Here is a 14979-nt window from a genome sequence, read left to right on the forward strand (position 1 = left end):
CTAGATGGATATCGGGATGATTCGTGGCCTGGGCACTGTCGTTGTGATGGTGGCCTTCATCGGTCTGGCGTTGTGGGTATTCAGCCCCAAGCGCAAGTCGGAGTTTGAAGACGCGACCTTGCTGCCTTTCGCGGATGATCCCGAAGCCATCAAGCACGTCGAGCAAGCTTCTAGGAGTAACAAAGAATGACTACATTCTGGAGTCTGTACGTCACAGTCCTCAGTCTCGGTACGATCTTTTCCCTGACCTGGCTGCTGCTGTCGACCCGCAAGGGCCAGCGCACCGAGGCCACCGAAGAGACGGTTGGGCACTCCTTCGACGGGATCGAGGAGTACGACAACCCGCTGCCGAAATGGTGGTTCATGCTGTTCGTGGGCACCATCATTTTCGCCCTGGGCTACCTGGTGCTGTACCCGGGCCTGGGCAACTGGAAAGGCCTGCTGCCGGGTTATAACTACCTGGATAACGAAAAGCAGACCGCGTTCGCCAACGGCCAGACCGGCTGGACCGGCGTTCACGAGTGGGAAAAGGAAATGGCTCGGTCGGACGCCAAGTTCGGCCCGATCTTCGCCAAGTTCGCTTCCATGCCGATCGAAGAAGTAGCAAAAGACCCGCAAGCCCTGAAGATGGGCGGCCGCCTGTTCGCCTCCAACTGCTCGGTCTGCCACGGTTCCGACGCCAAAGGCGCCTATGGCTTCCCTAACCTGACCGACGCCGATTGGCGCTGGGGCGGCGAGCCGGAAACCATCAAGACCACCATCATGGGCGGCCGTCACGCGGTCATGCCGGCGTGGGCTGAAGTGATCGGCGAGCAAGGCGTTGCGGACGTTGCCGCGTTCGTACTGACCAACCTCGACGGCCGCAAGCTGCCGGAAGGCGCCAAGGCTGATCCAGTTGCCGGGCAGAAACTGTTCGCCGCCAACTGCGTGGCCTGCCACGGTCCGGAAGGCAAAGGCACCCCGGCGATGGGCGCTCCCAACCTGACCCACCCTGCCGCGTTCATCTACGGTTCGAGCTTCGCTCAACTGCAGCAGACCATCCGTTACGGCCGTCAGGGCCAGATGCCTGCGCAAGAGCAAATGCAGGGCAACGACAAGGTTCACCTGCTGGCCGCTTATGTTTACAGCTTGTCTCACGGTGAGAAGGCTGTGGCGGAAAACGCCCAGTAAGGCAAACGCTTGAAGCAACAAAAAACGGCCCCGCCAATGTAATTTGGCGGGGCCGTTTTGTTTGGGGCATGGATACACCTTGGTTTCATAAACCGAAACCTATGTTCGATAGGCCGGCAGATCGGTAAGCGGTAACGTCGACTCGCCTGATGACCCGCAAACGGAATCTGAAACGCAGGTCATTCATGGACAAGGAAGTACTTCATCAATAACCAAGGAATTCATGAAATGCCTGAGCCAAACAACATCGATCCTCATGTTTGCAATGCCGGTGTACCCGAAACGACTGTCGAGGTCGCTCCAGCCGCGGATATCCGGCCAGGAGATACCGATGACGTGCCACTGGAAACCGGTGAAGCCGCGAAGAACTCAAAGCGGCGCGCCTCCTTTGCCGCTCCCGGTCCCGCCACGGATAAAAAGCGCACCTCCGGTGGGCTGGATAGCTTGGGGAAAGGTCGTCTGCCTTAAGCCCCTCCAACCCAACGCAGCGGCAATCCGCTGCGTTCTCATGTTTGCCGTGCACTCCCCTCTCAAAATCTTCTTGAATGAACAGCAATCCTCAAACAAAGACCGGTGATCGAGTACTCACCTTCGAATGTTGCAGGCCCTCAAATCAGGTAGTAACGTTGCTACATTAGAACGTTCAGGAGGTCACTGATGATGGCCATCACCACCATTTCCAGCCGCGAATTCAACCAGGACACAAGTGGTGCCAAAAAAGCCACGCGCCAGGGGCCGGTTTTCATCACCGACCGAGGCAAACCGGCCCATGTACTGCTAAGCATTGAGGATTACCAAAAACTGACCGGCATCAACGCCGACATCGTCGACCTGCTGGTAATGCCTGAAGCGGCAGATATCGAGTTCGAAACCGAGCGTGCCGTGATCACTCATCGCCCCGTGGATTTGTCCTGATGTTTCTACTCGACACCAACGTGATTTCCGAACTGCGCAAACCCCAGGCTGACGCGAACGTTGTCGCCTGGGCCAAAAGCATCATCGCTCCCCGCATGTTTATCTCGGCCATTACCCTGAAAGAACTGGAGACAGGGGTGCTGTGCATGGAGCGCCGCGATCCCGCTCAGGGAAAGGTATTGCGCACTTGGCTCAAACGGCACGTCATACCGGCTTTCGATGCCCGGATCCTGCCGATCGATGCCGCCGTGGCCCTTCGGTGTGCAAGTCTGCACGTTCCGGATCGCACCAACGAAGCAGACGCCTTGATTGCAGCCACTGCGCTGGTTCATGGTCTGACTGTCGTCACCCGCAACGTCGGCGACTTTCAATCCAGCGGTGTTCAGTTGATCAACCCATGGGCTGATTGAGTCCTGACCTCCGTAAAACCGGCCATAATTCACAAGTCAATTGATACAGGTCATTACACGGTCAGTTGATTTCCACCAACGTGACCAAAGGTCGCACCCTTGAGCTAGAGCGACAGGCGTATCATTGAGCCACTGCAACACCCCTTTTTGACCCCGGTCGGCACGTACTGATCGAGGCATTTTTCCACTGCCGTGGGATGCAACCGATGAGCAACCAGATTCCGGTACACGACGTAACCCCGCCTGCCAAAAACGCGAACAACAGCGTCGACCTCTACGCCTCCCGGGAAAAGATCTACACCCGCGCCTTCACCGGTCTGTTCCGCAACCTGCGGATGGCAGGCGGTGCCGTGTTGTTCCTGCTTTATTTCGGTACGGTCTGGCTGAACTGGGGCGGTCACCAGGCCGTCTGGTGGAACCTGCCGGAGCGTAAATTCTTCATCTTCGGCGCAACCTTCTGGCCCCAGGATTTCATCCTCCTGTCCGGCATGCTGATCATCGCCGCGTTCGGTCTGTTCTTCATCACGGTGTACGCAGGCCGGGTGTGGTGTGGCTATACCTGCCCGCAAAGCGTCTGGACCTGGATTTTCATGTGGTGTGAAAAGGTCACCGAAGGCGACCGCAACCAGCGCATCAAGCTCGACAAGGCGCCGATGAGCGCCAACAAATTCCTGCGCAAATTCAGCAAGCACGCGATGTGGCTGCTGATCGGCTTCGTGACCGGCATGACCTTCGTCGGCTACTTCTCGCCGATCCGTGAATTGACCATCGATTTCTTCACCGGCGAGGCCGATGGCTGGTCGTATTTCTGGGTCGGCTTCTTCACCCTCGCCACCTACGGCAACGCCGGCTGGCTGCGCGAACAGGTGTGCATCTACATGTGCCCGTATGCGCGCTTCCAGAGTGTGATGTTCGACAAGGACACCCTGATCGTGTCCTACGACCCTCGCCGTGGCGAAGGCCGTGGCCCGCGTAAAAAAGGTATCGACTACAAGGCCCAGGGCCTGGGTGACTGCATCGACTGCACCATGTGCGTCCAGGTCTGCCCGACCGGCATCGACATCCGTGACGGCCTGCAAATCGAATGCATCGGCTGCGCCGCCTGCATCGATGCCTGCGACGCGATCATGGACAAGATGGAGTATCCGCGCGGCCTGATCAGCTACACCACCGAACACAACCTGTCCGGGCAGAAAACCCATAAACTGCGCCCGCGCCTGATCGGCTATGCCGTGGTGCTGCTGGCCATGATCAGCCTGTTGGTGACCGCCTTCTTCATGCGCTCGCTGGTGGGTTTCGACGTCAGCAAGGACCGCGTGCTGTACCGCGAAAACGCCGAAGGGCGGATCGAAAACGTCTACAGCCTGAAGATCATGAACAAGGACCAGCGCGACCACACCTACGTACTGGAGGCCACCGGTCTGCCGGACCTCAAGCTGCAAGGCCGGCGCGAGATCAAGGTCGCAGCCGGCGATATCATCAGCCAGCCGGCCGAACTGTCCGTGGCCCCGGAACACCTGCCATCGAGCACCAACGAGGTGAAATTCATCCTCAAGGATGCCGATGACGCCAGCATTCATGTTGAAGCCAAGAGCCGGTTCATCGGCCCACAAAATCGTTGAGAGAAGTGATCATGCCCGCAGCAAACGCCGCAAGCCCCTGGTACAAGCACCTCTGGCCATGGATCATCATCGGGATTCTGGCCTGCTCGGTGACCCTGACCTTGTCCATGGTGACCATCGCGGTGAATAACCCGGACAACCTGGTCAATGACAACTACTACGAGGCCGGCAAAGGCATCAACCGCTCCCTGGACCGTGAACTGCTGGCGCAGACCCTGCTGATGCGCGCCAGCGTTCACCTGGATGATGTGACCGGTGAAGTCGACCTGCGCCTGAGTGGCAACAGTCAGCCAAAGACCCTTGAGCTGAACCTGATTTCGCCCACTCAACCGGAAAAGGACCGCAAGATCCTCCTGACCCGCAGTGAAACCGAACAGGGGCGCTACATCGGCCAGTTGAGCGACAAGATCGAAGGCCGTCGCTTTATCGAATTGCTGGGTAGCCAGGACGACCACATATGGCGCATGTTCGAAGAAGAACTGGTCAGCCATGACAAGGACCTGCTGCTCGGTGATGAGCCGTTGCAGGGAGCGGAAGACCTGAAGAAATAAACGTCGCGCTTCGCGCATCGCTGGCAAGCCAGCTCCTACAGGAACGCACGTACTCTTGTAGAAGCTGGCTTGCCAGCGATGAGGCCCATCCAGACGCCATAGATTACCCATGACCATTTCGCTCTCCTGCTACCACTGCGCCCTGCCCGTCCCGGCCGGCAGCCGTTTCACCGCGGCGGTCCTGGGGCAAACCCGCGAGTTCTGCTGCCCGGGTTGCCAGGCCGTGGCCGAAGCGATTGTCGCCGGTGGACTGGAAAGCTATTACCAACATCGCAGCGAAGCGTCAGCCAACCCCGAGGCGCTGCCGGTGCAATTGGTGGATGAACTGGCACTGTATGACCGTGCCGACGTGCAGCAACCCTTTGTCCGCCATGAAGGCGAACTCGCCGAAACCACATTGTTGATGGAAGGCATCAGTTGCGCCGCCTGCGGCTGGCTGATCGAGAAACACTTGCGCGCCTTGCCCGCTGTGGCCGAGGCCCGCCTGAACCTGTCGAACCATCGACTGCATGTGCGCTGGGCCGACGCGCAACTGCCGCTCAGTCAGGTGCTCGCAGAGCTGCGCCACATCGGCTACGCCGCTCATCCTTATCAAGCCGACCGCGCCAGTGAACAACTGGCCAGCGAGAACCGCCTGGCCCTGCGCCAGCTCGGCGTCGCCGGCCTGCTGTGGTTCCAGGCGATGATGGCGACCATGGCCACCTGGCCGGAATTCAACATCGACCTCAGCCCTGAACTGCACGCCATCCTGCGCTGGGTCGCGCTGTTTCTCACCACCCCGATCGTGTTCTACAGCTGTGCACCGTTCTTCAAGGGTGCCATGCGTGACCTGCGCACCCGCCACCTGACCATGGACGTCTCGGTGTCGCTGGCCATTGGCAGCGCCTACATCGCCGGGATCTGGACGTCGATCAGCGGCGTTGGCGAACTGTATTTCGATGCGGTCGGCATGTTTGCGCTGTTCCTGCTGGCCGGGCGCTATCTTGAGCGCCGCGCCCGGGAACGCACGGCCGCCGCCACCGCGCAGCTTGTCAACCTGCTGCCGGCCTCGTGCCTGCGCCTGGGCACCGACGGCCAGAGCGAGCGTATCCTGTTGACCGAGCTGCGGGTGGGTGACCTGGTGCTGGTGCATCCGGGCGCGATCCTTCCGGCCGATGGCAAGATTCTCGATGGTCAGTCGAGCATCGATGAATCGCTGCTGACCGGCGAATACCTGCCGCAACCCCGTACGCCTGGCGACGCCGTCACCGCCGGCACCTTGAATGTCGAAGGCGCGTTGACCGTGCAAGTTCAGGCGCTCGGCCAGGACACCCGGCTCTCCGCCATCGTCCGCCTGCTGGATCGCGCCCAGGCGGAAAAACCACGGCTGGCGGAAATCGCCGACCGCGCCGCGCAATGGTTCCTGTTGCTGACGCTGATCGCGTCCGCCTGTATTGGCCTGCTGTGGTGGGAGCTGGATTCATCGCGAGCGTTCTGGATTGTGCTGGCGATGCTGGTCGCGACTTGCCCCTGCGCCCTGTCCCTGGCAACACCGACCGCCCTCACGGCGGCCACCGGCACCCTGCACAAACTCGGCTTGCTGCTGACCCGCGGCCATGTGCTCGAAGGCCTGAACCAGATCGATACGGTGATTTTCGACAAAACCGGCACACTGACCGAAGGACGCCTGGCGCTGCGCTCGATCCGTCCCCTTGGTGCCCTCGACCGCGATCAGTGCCTGAGCCTGGCCGCCGCTTTGGAAAACCGCTCCGAACATCCGATTGCCCGTGCCTTCGGTCGCGCACCGCTGGCCGCCGAGGAGGTGCACAGTTTTCCGGGCCTGGGCCTTGAGGGACTGGTTGGCGAGCAGCGCCTGCGTATCGGCCAGCCCGGTTTTGTCTGCGAACTCAGCGGTGCAGCCGCCCCCTCGATGCCGGATGAAGCCGGACAATGGCTGCTGCTTGGCGATGAACGGGGGCCATTGGCCTGGTTCGTTCTCGACGACCGCTTGCGTGACGATGCCCCGGCCCTGCTGGCAGCCTGCAAGGCCCGCGGCTGGCGCACCTTGCTGCTGTCCGGCGACAGCTCGCCGATGGTTGCCAGTGTCGCTGCCGAACTCGGTATCGACGAGGCTCGGGGCGGTTTGCGCCCGGACGACAAGTTGCAGGTTCTGCAACAGCTGCACCAACAAGGTCGCAAAGTGCTGATGCTCGGGGACGGCGTCAACGATGTACCGGTGCTGGCCGCCGCCGACATTAGCGTGGCCATGGGCTCGGCCACCGATCTGGCAAAAACCAGCGCCGACGCGGTGCTGCTGTCCAATCGCCTCGACGCACTGGTACAAGCCTTCAGCCTGGCTCGGCGAACCCGTCGGGTAATCATCGAGAACCTGCTGTGGGCGGCGCTGTACAATGGCCTCATGTTGCCGTTCGCCGCCCTCGGCTGGATCACGCCGGTGTGGGCCGCGGTCGGCATGTCCATCAGTTCGTTGACCGTGGTGCTCAATGCCCTGCGCCTGACCCGCCTGCCCGGCGCGCCGGTTGCCGCCGCCACGCCAGAAACCCGCCCGTTGCCGGCCTGAGCCGCGCGGGCATGGAGTCCAGATGCCAGCTCTCTATGTGATGATCCCGGCCGCGCTGCTGATCGTGGCCATCGCTATCTATATTTTCTTCTGGGCGGTCGACAGTGGTCAGTACGACGATCTGGACGGCCCAGCCCACAGCATCCTGTTCGACGATCAGGACCCGAATCACACCGCGGCGGTCGACGAGGCCAGCGGCCATCCGGCCAAGCCAGACGACAAGGCGCCGCCCCATGCTTGAGTTGGCGCCATTACTGGTGTCTGCGGTGATCCTCGGTCTGCTCGGTGGCGGCCATTGCCTGGGCATGTGCGGCGGCTTGATGGGCGCGCTGACCCTGGCAATTCCCAAGGAACAACGTAGCCGTCGCTTTCGCCTGCTGCTGGCCTACAACCTCGGGCGAATCCTCAGCTATGCCGCCGCCGGCCTGCTGATCGGTCTCGCCGGCTGGGCGGTGGCCAATAGCCCGGCGGCGCTGTTCATGCGCGTGCTCGCCGGATTGCTGTTGATCGCCATGGGCCTGTACCTGGCCGGTTGGTGGAGTGGCCTGACGCGCATCGAAAGCCTGGGTCGCGGCCTGTGGCGGCATATCCAGCCAGTGGCCAACAAACTGCTGCCGGTGTCGAGTATCCCCCGCGCACTATTGCTGGGCTCGCTTTGGGGCTGGCTACCCTGCGGCCTGGTTTACAGCACGCTGTTATGGTCGGCCAGTCAGGGTAATGCGCTGGACAGCGCGCTGCTGATGCTGGCGTTCGGCCTCGGCACCTGGCCGGTCCTGCTTGCCACCGGGCTGGCGGCGGAGCGGGTGACGGCGCTGTTGCGCAAGCGCAGCGTGCGCGTGGCCGGTGGGTTGCTGGTGATGGTGTTCGGTATCTGGACCTTGCCGGGGCCGCATCAGCATTGGTTGATGGGGCATTAGATCGGCGGTGTCTTCTTCGCGAGCAGGCTCGCTCCCACATTTGGAATGCGTTCCCCCTGTGGGAGCGAGCCTGCTCGCGAAGAGGCCCGCACAAACAACACAAATACCGACCCTTGATGCAAATCAAGATCCCCAAATGTCACACCCCCTAGACTGGCCAGCACCGCCAGCCCATTCCGGGGGATGCCCGCATGATGCTCGACGCCATTCGTTGGGATACCGATCTGATCCGCCGTTATGACCTGGCGGGACCGCGCTACACCTCCTACCCGACCGCCGTGCAATTCAATGGGCAGGTCGGCACCTTCGATCTGTTTCACGCCCTGCGCGAGAGCCGCAAGGCCCTGCGCCCGTTGTCGCTGTATGTTCACGTGCCGTTCTGCGCTAACATTTGCTACTACTGCGCCTGCAACAAAGTCATCACCAAGGATCGCGGCCGCGCCCTGCCCTACCTGCAACGCCTGGAACACGAAATCCAGCTGATCGCCTGTCACCTCGACCCCGCGCAAAAGGTCGAGCAACTGCACTTCGGCGGCGGCACACCGACCTTTCTCAGCCATGACGAACTGCGTCAGTTGATGGCGCACCTGCGCAAGCATTTCAATTTGCTGGACGACGATTCCGGCGACTACGGTATCGAAATCGACCCCCGTGAAGCCGATTGGTCGACCATGGGCCTGTTGCGCGAGCTGGGGTTCAATCGGGTCAGCATCGGCCTGCAGGATCTCGACCCCGCCGTACAACGCGCGGTCAATCGCCTGCAAAGCCTGGAGGAAACCCGCGCGGTGATCGACGCCGCCCGCACCCTGCAATTCCGTTCGATCAACATCGACCTCATCTACGGCTTGCCAAGACAGACCCCGGACAACTTCGCCCGCACCGTCGAAGAGGTCATCCGCCTGCAACCGGACCGGCTCTCAGTATTCAACTACGCGCACCTGCCAGAACGCTTCATGCCGCAACGGCGGATCGACGGTGATGAACTGCCAACACCGGCGCAGAAACTGGAAATGCTGCAACGCACCATCGAGCAACTGACCGCTGCCGGTTACCGCTACATCGGCATGGATCACTTTGCCCTGCCCGACGATGAGCTGGCGATCGCCCAGGAAGAATCGACCCTGCAACGCAACTTCCAGGGCTACACCACCCACGGGCATTGCGATCTGATCGGACTGGGCGTTTCGGCGATCAGCCAGATCGGCGATTTGTATTGCCAGAACAGCAGCGATTTGAACGAGTATCAGAACAGCTTGGCCTCAGCACAATTGGCCACCAGTCGCGGCCTGTTATGCAACGGCGATGACCGGATCCGGCGTGCAGTGATTCAGCAGTTGATCTGCAATTTCAGCCTGGAATTCGCCCTGATCGAGCACACCTTCAACATCGATTTTCAAGGCTATTTCGGCGAACTTTGGCCACAATTGCAGCGCATGGCCAAGGACGGCCTGATTGAACTGGATCGCGAAAGAATCAGCGTACTGCCCGCCGGGCGCTTGCTGGTGCGCTCGGTGTGCATGGTGTTCGATGCGTACCTGGAACAACACAGCCGCCAACGGTTTTCACGGGTGATCTAGCGGTGCGACAAAACCGCCATGCGCTGGCCTCAACATCCTCCAGTGGGTTACCCTTACGTCTTATGTGTGTTTTCCCACAAGGATTGAAGAAATGTCCGAGCCAGTAAAACTGCGCACTCATAACCAGGCCCATTGCAAGGATTGCAGCCTGGCCCCGCTGTGTTTGCCGCTTTCGCTGAATCTGGAAGACATGGACGCGCTGGACGACATTGTCAAACGTGGCCGCCCGCTGAAAAAGGGAGAGTTTCTGTTCCGCCAGGGTGACACGTTCGACTCCGTTTACGCCGTACGCTCCGGCGCACTCAAGACCTTCAACCTGAGTGATGCCGGCGAAGAACAGCTCACCGGGTTTCATCTACCAAGCGAACTGGTCGGATTGTCGGGCATGGACACCGAAAAACATCCGGTGTCGGCGCAAGCGCTGGAAACCACGTCGGTGTGTGAAATTCCCTTCGAACGCCTCGACGAACTGGCCCTGCAATTGCCGCAGCTGCGCCGTCAGTTGATGCGGGTGATGAGCCGTGAGATTCGTGACGATCAACAGATGATGTTGTTGCTGTCGAAAAAAACGGCTGACGAGCGCATCGCCACTTTCCTGGTTAACCTATCGGCACGTTTCCGCGCCCGGGGTTTCTCGGCCAATCAATTCCGCCTGAGCATGTCGCGCAACGAAATCGGCAACTACCTGGGCCTGGCGGTGGAAACCGTGTCGCGGGTGTTCACGCGCTTCCAGCAGAACGAGCTGATTGCCGCCGAAGGCAAGGAAATCCGCATTCTTGACCCGATCCAGCTGTGCGCGCTGGCCGGCGGCTCAATCGAAGGCTGATTCAAGCGATAGCGGCTGAGCGAAACGGTTCAGCCGCCGTTATAATGCGCCGTTTGCAGCCCTGCCAGGACACCCCGACGATGGTCTTCGACTCCTTCGACATCAAATCCCTCATCCGCCCCGTGATCGACTTTCCCAAGCCGGGGGTGATTTTTCGCGACATCACTCCGTTGTTCCAGTCGCCCACGGCCCTGCGCCTGGTGATGGACAGCTTCGCCCATCGTTATGTCGAAGCCGACTTCACTCACATCGGCGCCATGGATGCCCGTGGTTTTCTGATCGGTTCGGTGCTGGCCTATCAATTGAACAAACCGCTGGTGCTGTTTCGCAAGCAAGGCAAGCTGCCGGCCGATGTCCTGGCCGAGGGCTATGCGACCGAGTACGGCGAAGCGTTCCTGGAAGTGCATGCCGATAGCTTGTGCGAAGGCGATTCGGTGGTGATGTTCGATGACCTGATCGCCACGGGCGGCACCTTGATTGCAGCGGCGAACCTGATTCGACGCATGGGCGCCCGGGTTCATGAAGCGGCGGCAATCATCGACCTGCCGGAATTGGGTGGTTCGCAGCGGCTGGAAGACATGGGCATTCCGACGTTTTGCCTGACGCAGTTTGCCCTGACCGATATGTAAGCAGCGTCTGTACTGACGTCTTCGCTGGCAAGCCAGCTCCCACAGGATCTGCGGCGTACACAAATTGTGTGCACGGCAGAGAACACTGTGGGAGCTGGCTTGCCAGCGATAGCGTCAGCAGCTACACCACAGAACTCAGAGCCCCATCTGCTTGCTGATGATCTCGTTCATCACTTCCCGCGTCCCGCCCCCGATCGACAAAATCCGATTATCGCGGTACAGCCGCTCTACCAGGCTGTCCCTCATGTAACCCAAGCCACCCAGTATCTGCACGGCATCCGTGGTAATCCTGTCCGCCGTGTCGGTGGCAAAATTCTTGGCCATGGAAATTTCCTTGATCACGCTCTGCCCCGCGGCCATTTTCGCTGCCTGGCGATAGGTGAATTCCCTTGAGACTTCCAGTGCGGTGGCCATTTCGGCGAGGCGGTGCTTGATCACCTGGAACTTGCCGATGGGTTTGCCGAACGCTTCACGCGCTCGCGCCCAATTCAGGCTTTCCTCCAGGGCGAGCTGCGCTGTCATATTGGCCATCAGGGCCAATGCCAGGCGTTCGCTCTGAAAGTTGCCCATGATGCAGGCGAAGCCCATGTTCTCGCCGCCAATCAGATTGCCTACAGGCACCCGGCAGTCATCGAAGAACAGTTCAGCGGTATCGGACGCCCACCAACCCATTTTCTTCAGTTGCCGCCCCACGGTGAAACCGGGGGTGCCCTTCTCGATCAACAACAGGCTGACACCCGCGAAACCCGGCTCACCGGTGCGTACCGCGACCGTATAGAAGTCCGCGCGCACGCCACTGGTGATGAAGGTTTTGCTGCCGCTGACCCGGTAAAATTCGCCATCACGCACGGCGCGGGTTTGCAGGTTGGCGACGTCGGAACCGCCGCCGGGCTCGGTGACGGCCAGGGCGCTGATTTTTTCGCCCGACAACACCTGCGGCACGACCCGCTCACGGACTTCAGGCCTGGCCCATTTGAGAATCGGCGGCAGACCGATGTCCAACGACCCAAGCCCTGCCACCAGACCGCCCGAGCCACAACGCATCAACTCTTCGCTGGCGGCGATCTTGGCGAACAGATCGCCTTCGTGGCTCCCGCCGAGCGCTTCCGGGTAGCCGATACCGAGAATCCCCGCCGCGCCGGCCTTGAGGTAGAGCTCACGGGGAAAGCTTTCGACTTCTTCCCATTCGGCAATGTCCGGAAGAATCTCGCGCTCGACGAAACGTCTGACGCTGTCGCGAACCAACTGGTGGCTGGGGTCGAAATATTCCTGAAAGGCAGGCATTGGCGAACTCCACGCAAGGGGTTCGCCGACGTTAACCGAGCGCTTGCTTGGTTTTCAACAGGATTATGTGAATCAGATGGACCGAGGTGCGCCATTCGCGAGCAGGCTCGCTCCCACAAGGGACTGGTGTACGCAAATCCAATGTGGGAGCGAGCCTGCTCGCGAAGGCGTCAAATCAAACGCTACAAAGCAATCGGCTTACGCCCGGCAAACGAATGCGCCAACGTCCCGCCATCCACCAACTCCAGCTCGCCGCCCAATGGCACGCCATGGGCGATGCGCGAAGCGATCAGGCCTTTGCTGCTGAGCAACTGGGCGATGTAATGTGCCGTGGCTTCCCCTTCCACGGTCGGGTTGGTGGCGAGGATCACTTCAGTGAACGTGCCTGCCTCTTCGATCCGCGCCATCAGCTGTGGAATGCCAATGGCTTCCGGTCCCAGGCCGTCGAGTGGTGACAGGTGGCCCTTGAGCACGAAATAGCGACCGCGAAAGCCGGTCTGCTCCACGGCATAGACATCCATCGGCCCTTCCACGACGCAGAGCAGCGTATCGTCACGCCGGGTATCGGCGCATTGCGGGCAGAGGTCATCTTCGGTCAGGGTGCGGCACAAACGGCAGTGACCGACCCCTTCCATGGCCTGGCTCAAGGCCTGGGCCAGTCGCGAGCCGCCGCTGCGATCGCGCTCGAGCAACTGCAACGCCATACGCTGGGCGGTTTTCTGACCCACACCCGGCAAAACGCGCAGGGCATCGATCAGTTGGCGAATCAAAGGGCTGAAGCTCATGGGGAAAAATCCGACAAAACAACGAGACGCGGTTTATACCCGCGCCTCTGGTTAGCGTCAAATTGCAGCGGCAATTAGCCCTGGGCGACCTTAATCACCAGTTTGCCGAAGTTGCGCCCTTCCAGCAGACCGATAAACGCCTGGGGCGCATTCTCCAGACCATTGACCACGTCTTCGCGGAATTTCACCTTGCCGTCACGCACCCATGGTGCCATGGCGCTGATGAACTCCGGCTGACGATCACCATAGTCGTCGAACACAATGAAGCCCTGGATCCGCACACGCTTGGTCAATAGCGTGCGCTGCAATTGCGGCAGGCGATCCAGCCCACTCGGCGCTTCGCTGGCGTTGTAGGACGCAATCAGGCCACACAGCGGAATCCGCGCCTTGGGATTGAGCAGTGGCACCACGGCGTCGAACACCTTGCCACCGACGTTTTCGTAATAAATGTCGATGCCCTTGGGACACGCCTGGGCCAATTCATCGGCGAAATCCGGACTTCTGTGGTCGATGCAGGCGTCAAAACCCAGATCCTCGACCACATAGCGACACTTGTCCGCGCCACCGGCCACGCCGACCACACGCAACCCCTTGATCTTCGCCACCTGCCCGACCACCGATCCCACGGCACCGGATGCAGCGGCGACCACCAGGGTTTCACCCGCTTTCGGCTGACCGATGTCCATCAACCCCATGTAGGCGGTCATGCCCGGCATGCCCAGTACACCCAGGGCCATCGATGGGCTCGGCAACGATGACGGGATTGGCATAATGCTGCGGCCATCATTGATGCTGTGGCTTTGCCACCCCGTGGCACCTACCACCAGATCGCCTTCCTGAAATTTGGGATTAAGCGAGCGCTCAACCCGGCTGACTGCGCCGCCGGTCATCACCTCGCCAATTTGCACCGGGGCTGCGTAGGACGGTGCGTCACTCATACGCCCGCGCATGTAAGGGTCGAGTGACAGATAAAGGGTCTTGAGCAGCACCTCGCCGTCGGCCAGATCGGGCAGCGGGACGCGCTCCAGGCGGAAATTCTCCGGCGTCGGCGCGCCGACCGGGCGCGAGGCCAGGACGATGCGTTGGTTGAGGGTCATGGGGTCGGACATGGCGGCGTCTCCTTTGATCGATGAGTTCGGGGGTATAGGGAGCAGACCTTTGTGGCGGTGGCGGGTTCGATCGTTCGTCAGTTATACCGAGGCGACTTCATCGCGGGCAAGCCACGCTCCCACAGGATTGAGGTGATCCCTGTGGGAGCCGGGCTTGCCCGCGATGGCGTCGGGACAGACGCCTCAGGCCCAACAAGCAGAAACAAAAATGCCAGGCGCGATGCCTGGCATTTTTTATGTAGCCCATCCGAAGCGCTTCAGCGAATCAGAATGGCAGTTTCATGCCCGGCGGCAGTTGCATGCCAGCGGTCATGCTGCCCATTTTTTCCTGGCTGTTGGCTTCGATCTTGCGCACGGCGTCGTTGACGGCGGCAGCGACCACCGCTTCCAGCATTTCCTTGTCGTCTTCGCTCATGCCTTCGAGCAGGCTTGGGTCGATGCTCACGCTCTTGACGTCATGACGACCGGTCATCACCACGGTGACCATATCGCCACCGGCCTTACCGGTGACTTCGGCGTTGGCCAGCTCTTCCTGCATCTTGGCCATTTTTTCCTGCATCTGCTGCGCCTGCTTCATCAGGCCGGCCATGCCACCTTTCATCATGGTAATCACCTCAAAAGTAC

At 60.6% G+C, this 14979-nt stretch carries 17 protein-coding genes; 13 read left to right on the forward strand and 4 right to left on the reverse strand.

The annotated features are described in order from the left end of the window. Positions 1 to 4: 4 nt before the first annotated feature. The 13 genes from BJ917_RS08255 to BJ917_RS08315 all read left to right on the forward strand — a co-directional run bounded on the left by BJ917_RS08255 (position 5) and on the right by BJ917_RS08315 (position 11177). On the forward strand, positions 5 to 190 hold the full coding sequence (locus tag BJ917_RS08255; protein ID WP_003175465.1) for a CcoQ/FixQ family Cbb3-type cytochrome c oxidase assembly chaperone: 186 nt from the start codon (positions 5 to 7) through the stop codon (positions 188 to 190). Then, on the forward strand, positions 187 to 1170 hold the full coding sequence (gene ccoP, locus BJ917_RS08260; RefSeq protein WP_096512689.1) for a cytochrome-c oxidase, cbb3-type subunit III: 984 nt from the start codon (positions 187 to 189) through the stop codon (positions 1168 to 1170). Before BJ917_RS08255 ends, ccoP begins: the two co-directional genes overlap by 4 nt. Positions 1171 to 1398: 228 nt before the next feature. Further along, positions 1399 to 1638 carry a hypothetical protein gene (locus tag BJ917_RS08265; RefSeq protein ID WP_096512690.1) on the forward strand — a complete coding sequence of 80 codons (240 nt, stop codon included), beginning with the start codon at positions 1399 to 1401 and terminating at the stop codon, positions 1636 to 1638. A gap of 192 nt (positions 1639 to 1830) precedes the next feature. Then, entirely contained in the window at positions 1831 to 2085 is a 255-nt protein-coding gene (locus tag BJ917_RS08270; protein WP_059404729.1) for a type II toxin-antitoxin system Phd/YefM family antitoxin, read from the forward strand. Then, positions 2085 to 2495 carry a type II toxin-antitoxin system VapC family toxin gene (locus tag BJ917_RS08275; protein WP_096512691.1) on the forward strand — a complete coding sequence of 137 codons (411 nt, stop codon included), beginning with the start codon at positions 2085 to 2087 and terminating at the stop codon, positions 2493 to 2495. The genes BJ917_RS08270 and BJ917_RS08275 overlap by 1 nt, the downstream gene beginning before the upstream one ends. Before the next feature lie 206 nt (positions 2496 to 2701). After that, a complete protein-coding gene (ccoG, locus tag BJ917_RS08280; RefSeq protein ID WP_096515506.1) occupies positions 2702 to 4117 on the forward strand; it encodes a cytochrome c oxidase accessory protein CcoG in 1416 nt (471 codons plus the stop codon). An 11-nt stretch (positions 4118 to 4128) separates the two neighbouring features. Further along, entirely contained in the window at positions 4129 to 4668 is a 540-nt protein-coding gene (locus BJ917_RS08285) for a FixH family protein (RefSeq protein WP_121103109.1), read from the forward strand. A gap of 109 nt (positions 4669 to 4777) precedes the next feature. After that, a complete protein-coding gene (locus BJ917_RS08290; RefSeq protein ID WP_121103038.1) occupies positions 4778 to 7228 on the forward strand; it encodes a heavy metal translocating P-type ATPase in 2451 nt (816 codons plus the stop codon). A gap of 22 nt (positions 7229 to 7250) precedes the next feature. Further along, a complete protein-coding gene (gene ccoS, locus BJ917_RS08295; protein ID WP_059404569.1) occupies positions 7251 to 7469 on the forward strand; it encodes a cbb3-type cytochrome oxidase assembly protein CcoS in 219 nt (72 codons plus the stop codon). Further along, positions 7462 to 8145 (forward strand): sulfite exporter TauE/SafE family protein, encoded by a 684-nt coding sequence (locus BJ917_RS08300; RefSeq protein WP_096512694.1) that lies wholly within the window; start codon positions 7462 to 7464, stop codon positions 8143 to 8145. Before ccoS ends, BJ917_RS08300 begins: the two co-directional genes overlap by 8 nt. 194 nt (positions 8146 to 8339) lie before the next feature. Then, entirely contained in the window at positions 8340 to 9722 is a 1383-nt protein-coding gene (gene hemN, locus BJ917_RS08305; protein WP_096515508.1) for an oxygen-independent coproporphyrinogen III oxidase, read from the forward strand. A 91-nt stretch (positions 9723 to 9813) separates the two neighbouring features. Next, the gene (gene fnr / locus BJ917_RS08310; RefSeq protein WP_096512695.1) at positions 9814 to 10548 is read left to right on the forward strand and encodes a fumarate/nitrate reduction transcriptional regulator Fnr; all 735 of its coding nucleotides are present in this window, start codon (positions 9814 to 9816) and stop codon (positions 10546 to 10548) included. A gap of 80 nt (positions 10549 to 10628) precedes the next feature. After that, a complete protein-coding gene (locus tag BJ917_RS08315; RefSeq protein WP_096512696.1) occupies positions 10629 to 11177 on the forward strand; it encodes an adenine phosphoribosyltransferase in 549 nt (182 codons plus the stop codon). A 135-nt stretch (positions 11178 to 11312) separates the two neighbouring features. On the opposite strand, the gene BJ917_RS08320 is transcribed toward BJ917_RS08315, so the two are convergent. The 4 genes from BJ917_RS08320 to BJ917_RS08335 all read right to left on the reverse strand — a co-directional run bounded on the left by BJ917_RS08320 (position 11313) and on the right by BJ917_RS08335 (position 14959). Next, positions 11313 to 12461: an acyl-CoA dehydrogenase family protein gene (locus BJ917_RS08320; protein WP_121103039.1), complete on the reverse strand. Its 1149-nt coding sequence runs from the start codon at positions 12459 to 12461 to the stop codon at positions 11313 to 11315. Between the two features lie 182 nt (positions 12462 to 12643). Beyond that, positions 12644 to 13246 (reverse strand): recombination mediator RecR, encoded by a 603-nt coding sequence (recR, locus tag BJ917_RS08325; protein ID WP_096512698.1) that lies wholly within the window; start codon positions 13244 to 13246, stop codon positions 12644 to 12646. 74 nt (positions 13247 to 13320) lie between these two features. Further along, positions 13321 to 14355, reverse strand: coding sequence for an NADP-dependent oxidoreductase (locus tag BJ917_RS08330; RefSeq protein WP_121103040.1), 1035 nt, complete (start codon positions 14353 to 14355; stop codon positions 13321 to 13323). Between the two features lie 265 nt (positions 14356 to 14620). After that, positions 14621 to 14959 carry a YbaB/EbfC family nucleoid-associated protein gene (locus BJ917_RS08335; protein WP_096512700.1) on the reverse strand — a complete coding sequence of 113 codons (339 nt, stop codon included), beginning with the start codon at positions 14957 to 14959 and terminating at the stop codon, positions 14621 to 14623. Positions 14960 to 14979: the final 20 nt, after the last annotated feature.

Origin of the sequence: Pseudomonas sp. WPR_5_2, from assembly GCF_003634475.1 — a bacterium.
Taxonomy (GTDB): Bacteria; Pseudomonadota; Gammaproteobacteria; order Pseudomonadales; family Pseudomonadaceae; genus Aquipseudomonas; species Aquipseudomonas izuensis.

Coding starts and splice junctions, on each gene's coding strand:
- BJ917_RS08320 (WP_121103039.1), bottom strand. CDS start 12,461: ATGCCTGCCTTTCAGGAATATTTCGACCCCAGCCACCAGTTGGTTCGC.
- BJ917_RS08275 (WP_096512691.1), top strand. CDS start 2,085: ATGTTTCTACTCGACACCAACGTGATTTCCGAACTGCGCAAACCCCAG.
- BJ917_RS08270 (WP_059404729.1), top strand. CDS start 1,831: ATGGCCATCACCACCATTTCCAGCCGCGAATTCAACCAGGACACAAGT.
- BJ917_RS08330 (WP_121103040.1), bottom strand. CDS start 14,355: ATGTCCGACCCCATGACCCTCAACCAACGCATCGTCCTGGCCTCGCGC.
- fnr (WP_096512695.1), top strand. CDS start 9,814: ATGTCCGAGCCAGTAAAACTGCGCACTCATAACCAGGCCCATTGCAAG.
- BJ917_RS08290 (WP_121103038.1), top strand. CDS start 4,778: ATGACCATTTCGCTCTCCTGCTACCACTGCGCCCTGCCCGTCCCGGCC.
- BJ917_RS08315 (WP_096512696.1), top strand. CDS start 10,629: ATGGTCTTCGACTCCTTCGACATCAAATCCCTCATCCGCCCCGTGATC.
- recR (WP_096512698.1), bottom strand. CDS start 13,246: ATGAGCTTCAGCCCTTTGATTCGCCAACTGATCGATGCCCTGCGCGTT.
- BJ917_RS08265 (WP_096512690.1), top strand. CDS start 1,399: ATGCCTGAGCCAAACAACATCGATCCTCATGTTTGCAATGCCGGTGTA.
- ccoG (WP_096515506.1), top strand. CDS start 2,702: ATGAGCAACCAGATTCCGGTACACGACGTAACCCCGCCTGCCAAAAAC.
- ccoS (WP_059404569.1), top strand. CDS start 7,251: ATGCCAGCTCTCTATGTGATGATCCCGGCCGCGCTGCTGATCGTGGCC.
- BJ917_RS08285 (WP_121103109.1), top strand. CDS start 4,129: ATGCCCGCAGCAAACGCCGCAAGCCCCTGGTACAAGCACCTCTGGCCA.
- BJ917_RS08335 (WP_096512700.1), bottom strand. CDS start 14,959: ATGATGAAAGGTGGCATGGCCGGCCTGATGAAGCAGGCGCAGCAGATG.
- BJ917_RS08255 (WP_003175465.1), top strand. CDS start 5: ATGGATATCGGGATGATTCGTGGCCTGGGCACTGTCGTTGTGATGGTG.
- BJ917_RS08300 (WP_096512694.1), top strand. CDS start 7,462: ATGCTTGAGTTGGCGCCATTACTGGTGTCTGCGGTGATCCTCGGTCTG.
- hemN (WP_096515508.1), top strand. CDS start 8,340: ATGCTCGACGCCATTCGTTGGGATACCGATCTGATCCGCCGTTATGAC.
- ccoP (WP_096512689.1), top strand. CDS start 187: ATGACTACATTCTGGAGTCTGTACGTCACAGTCCTCAGTCTCGGTACG.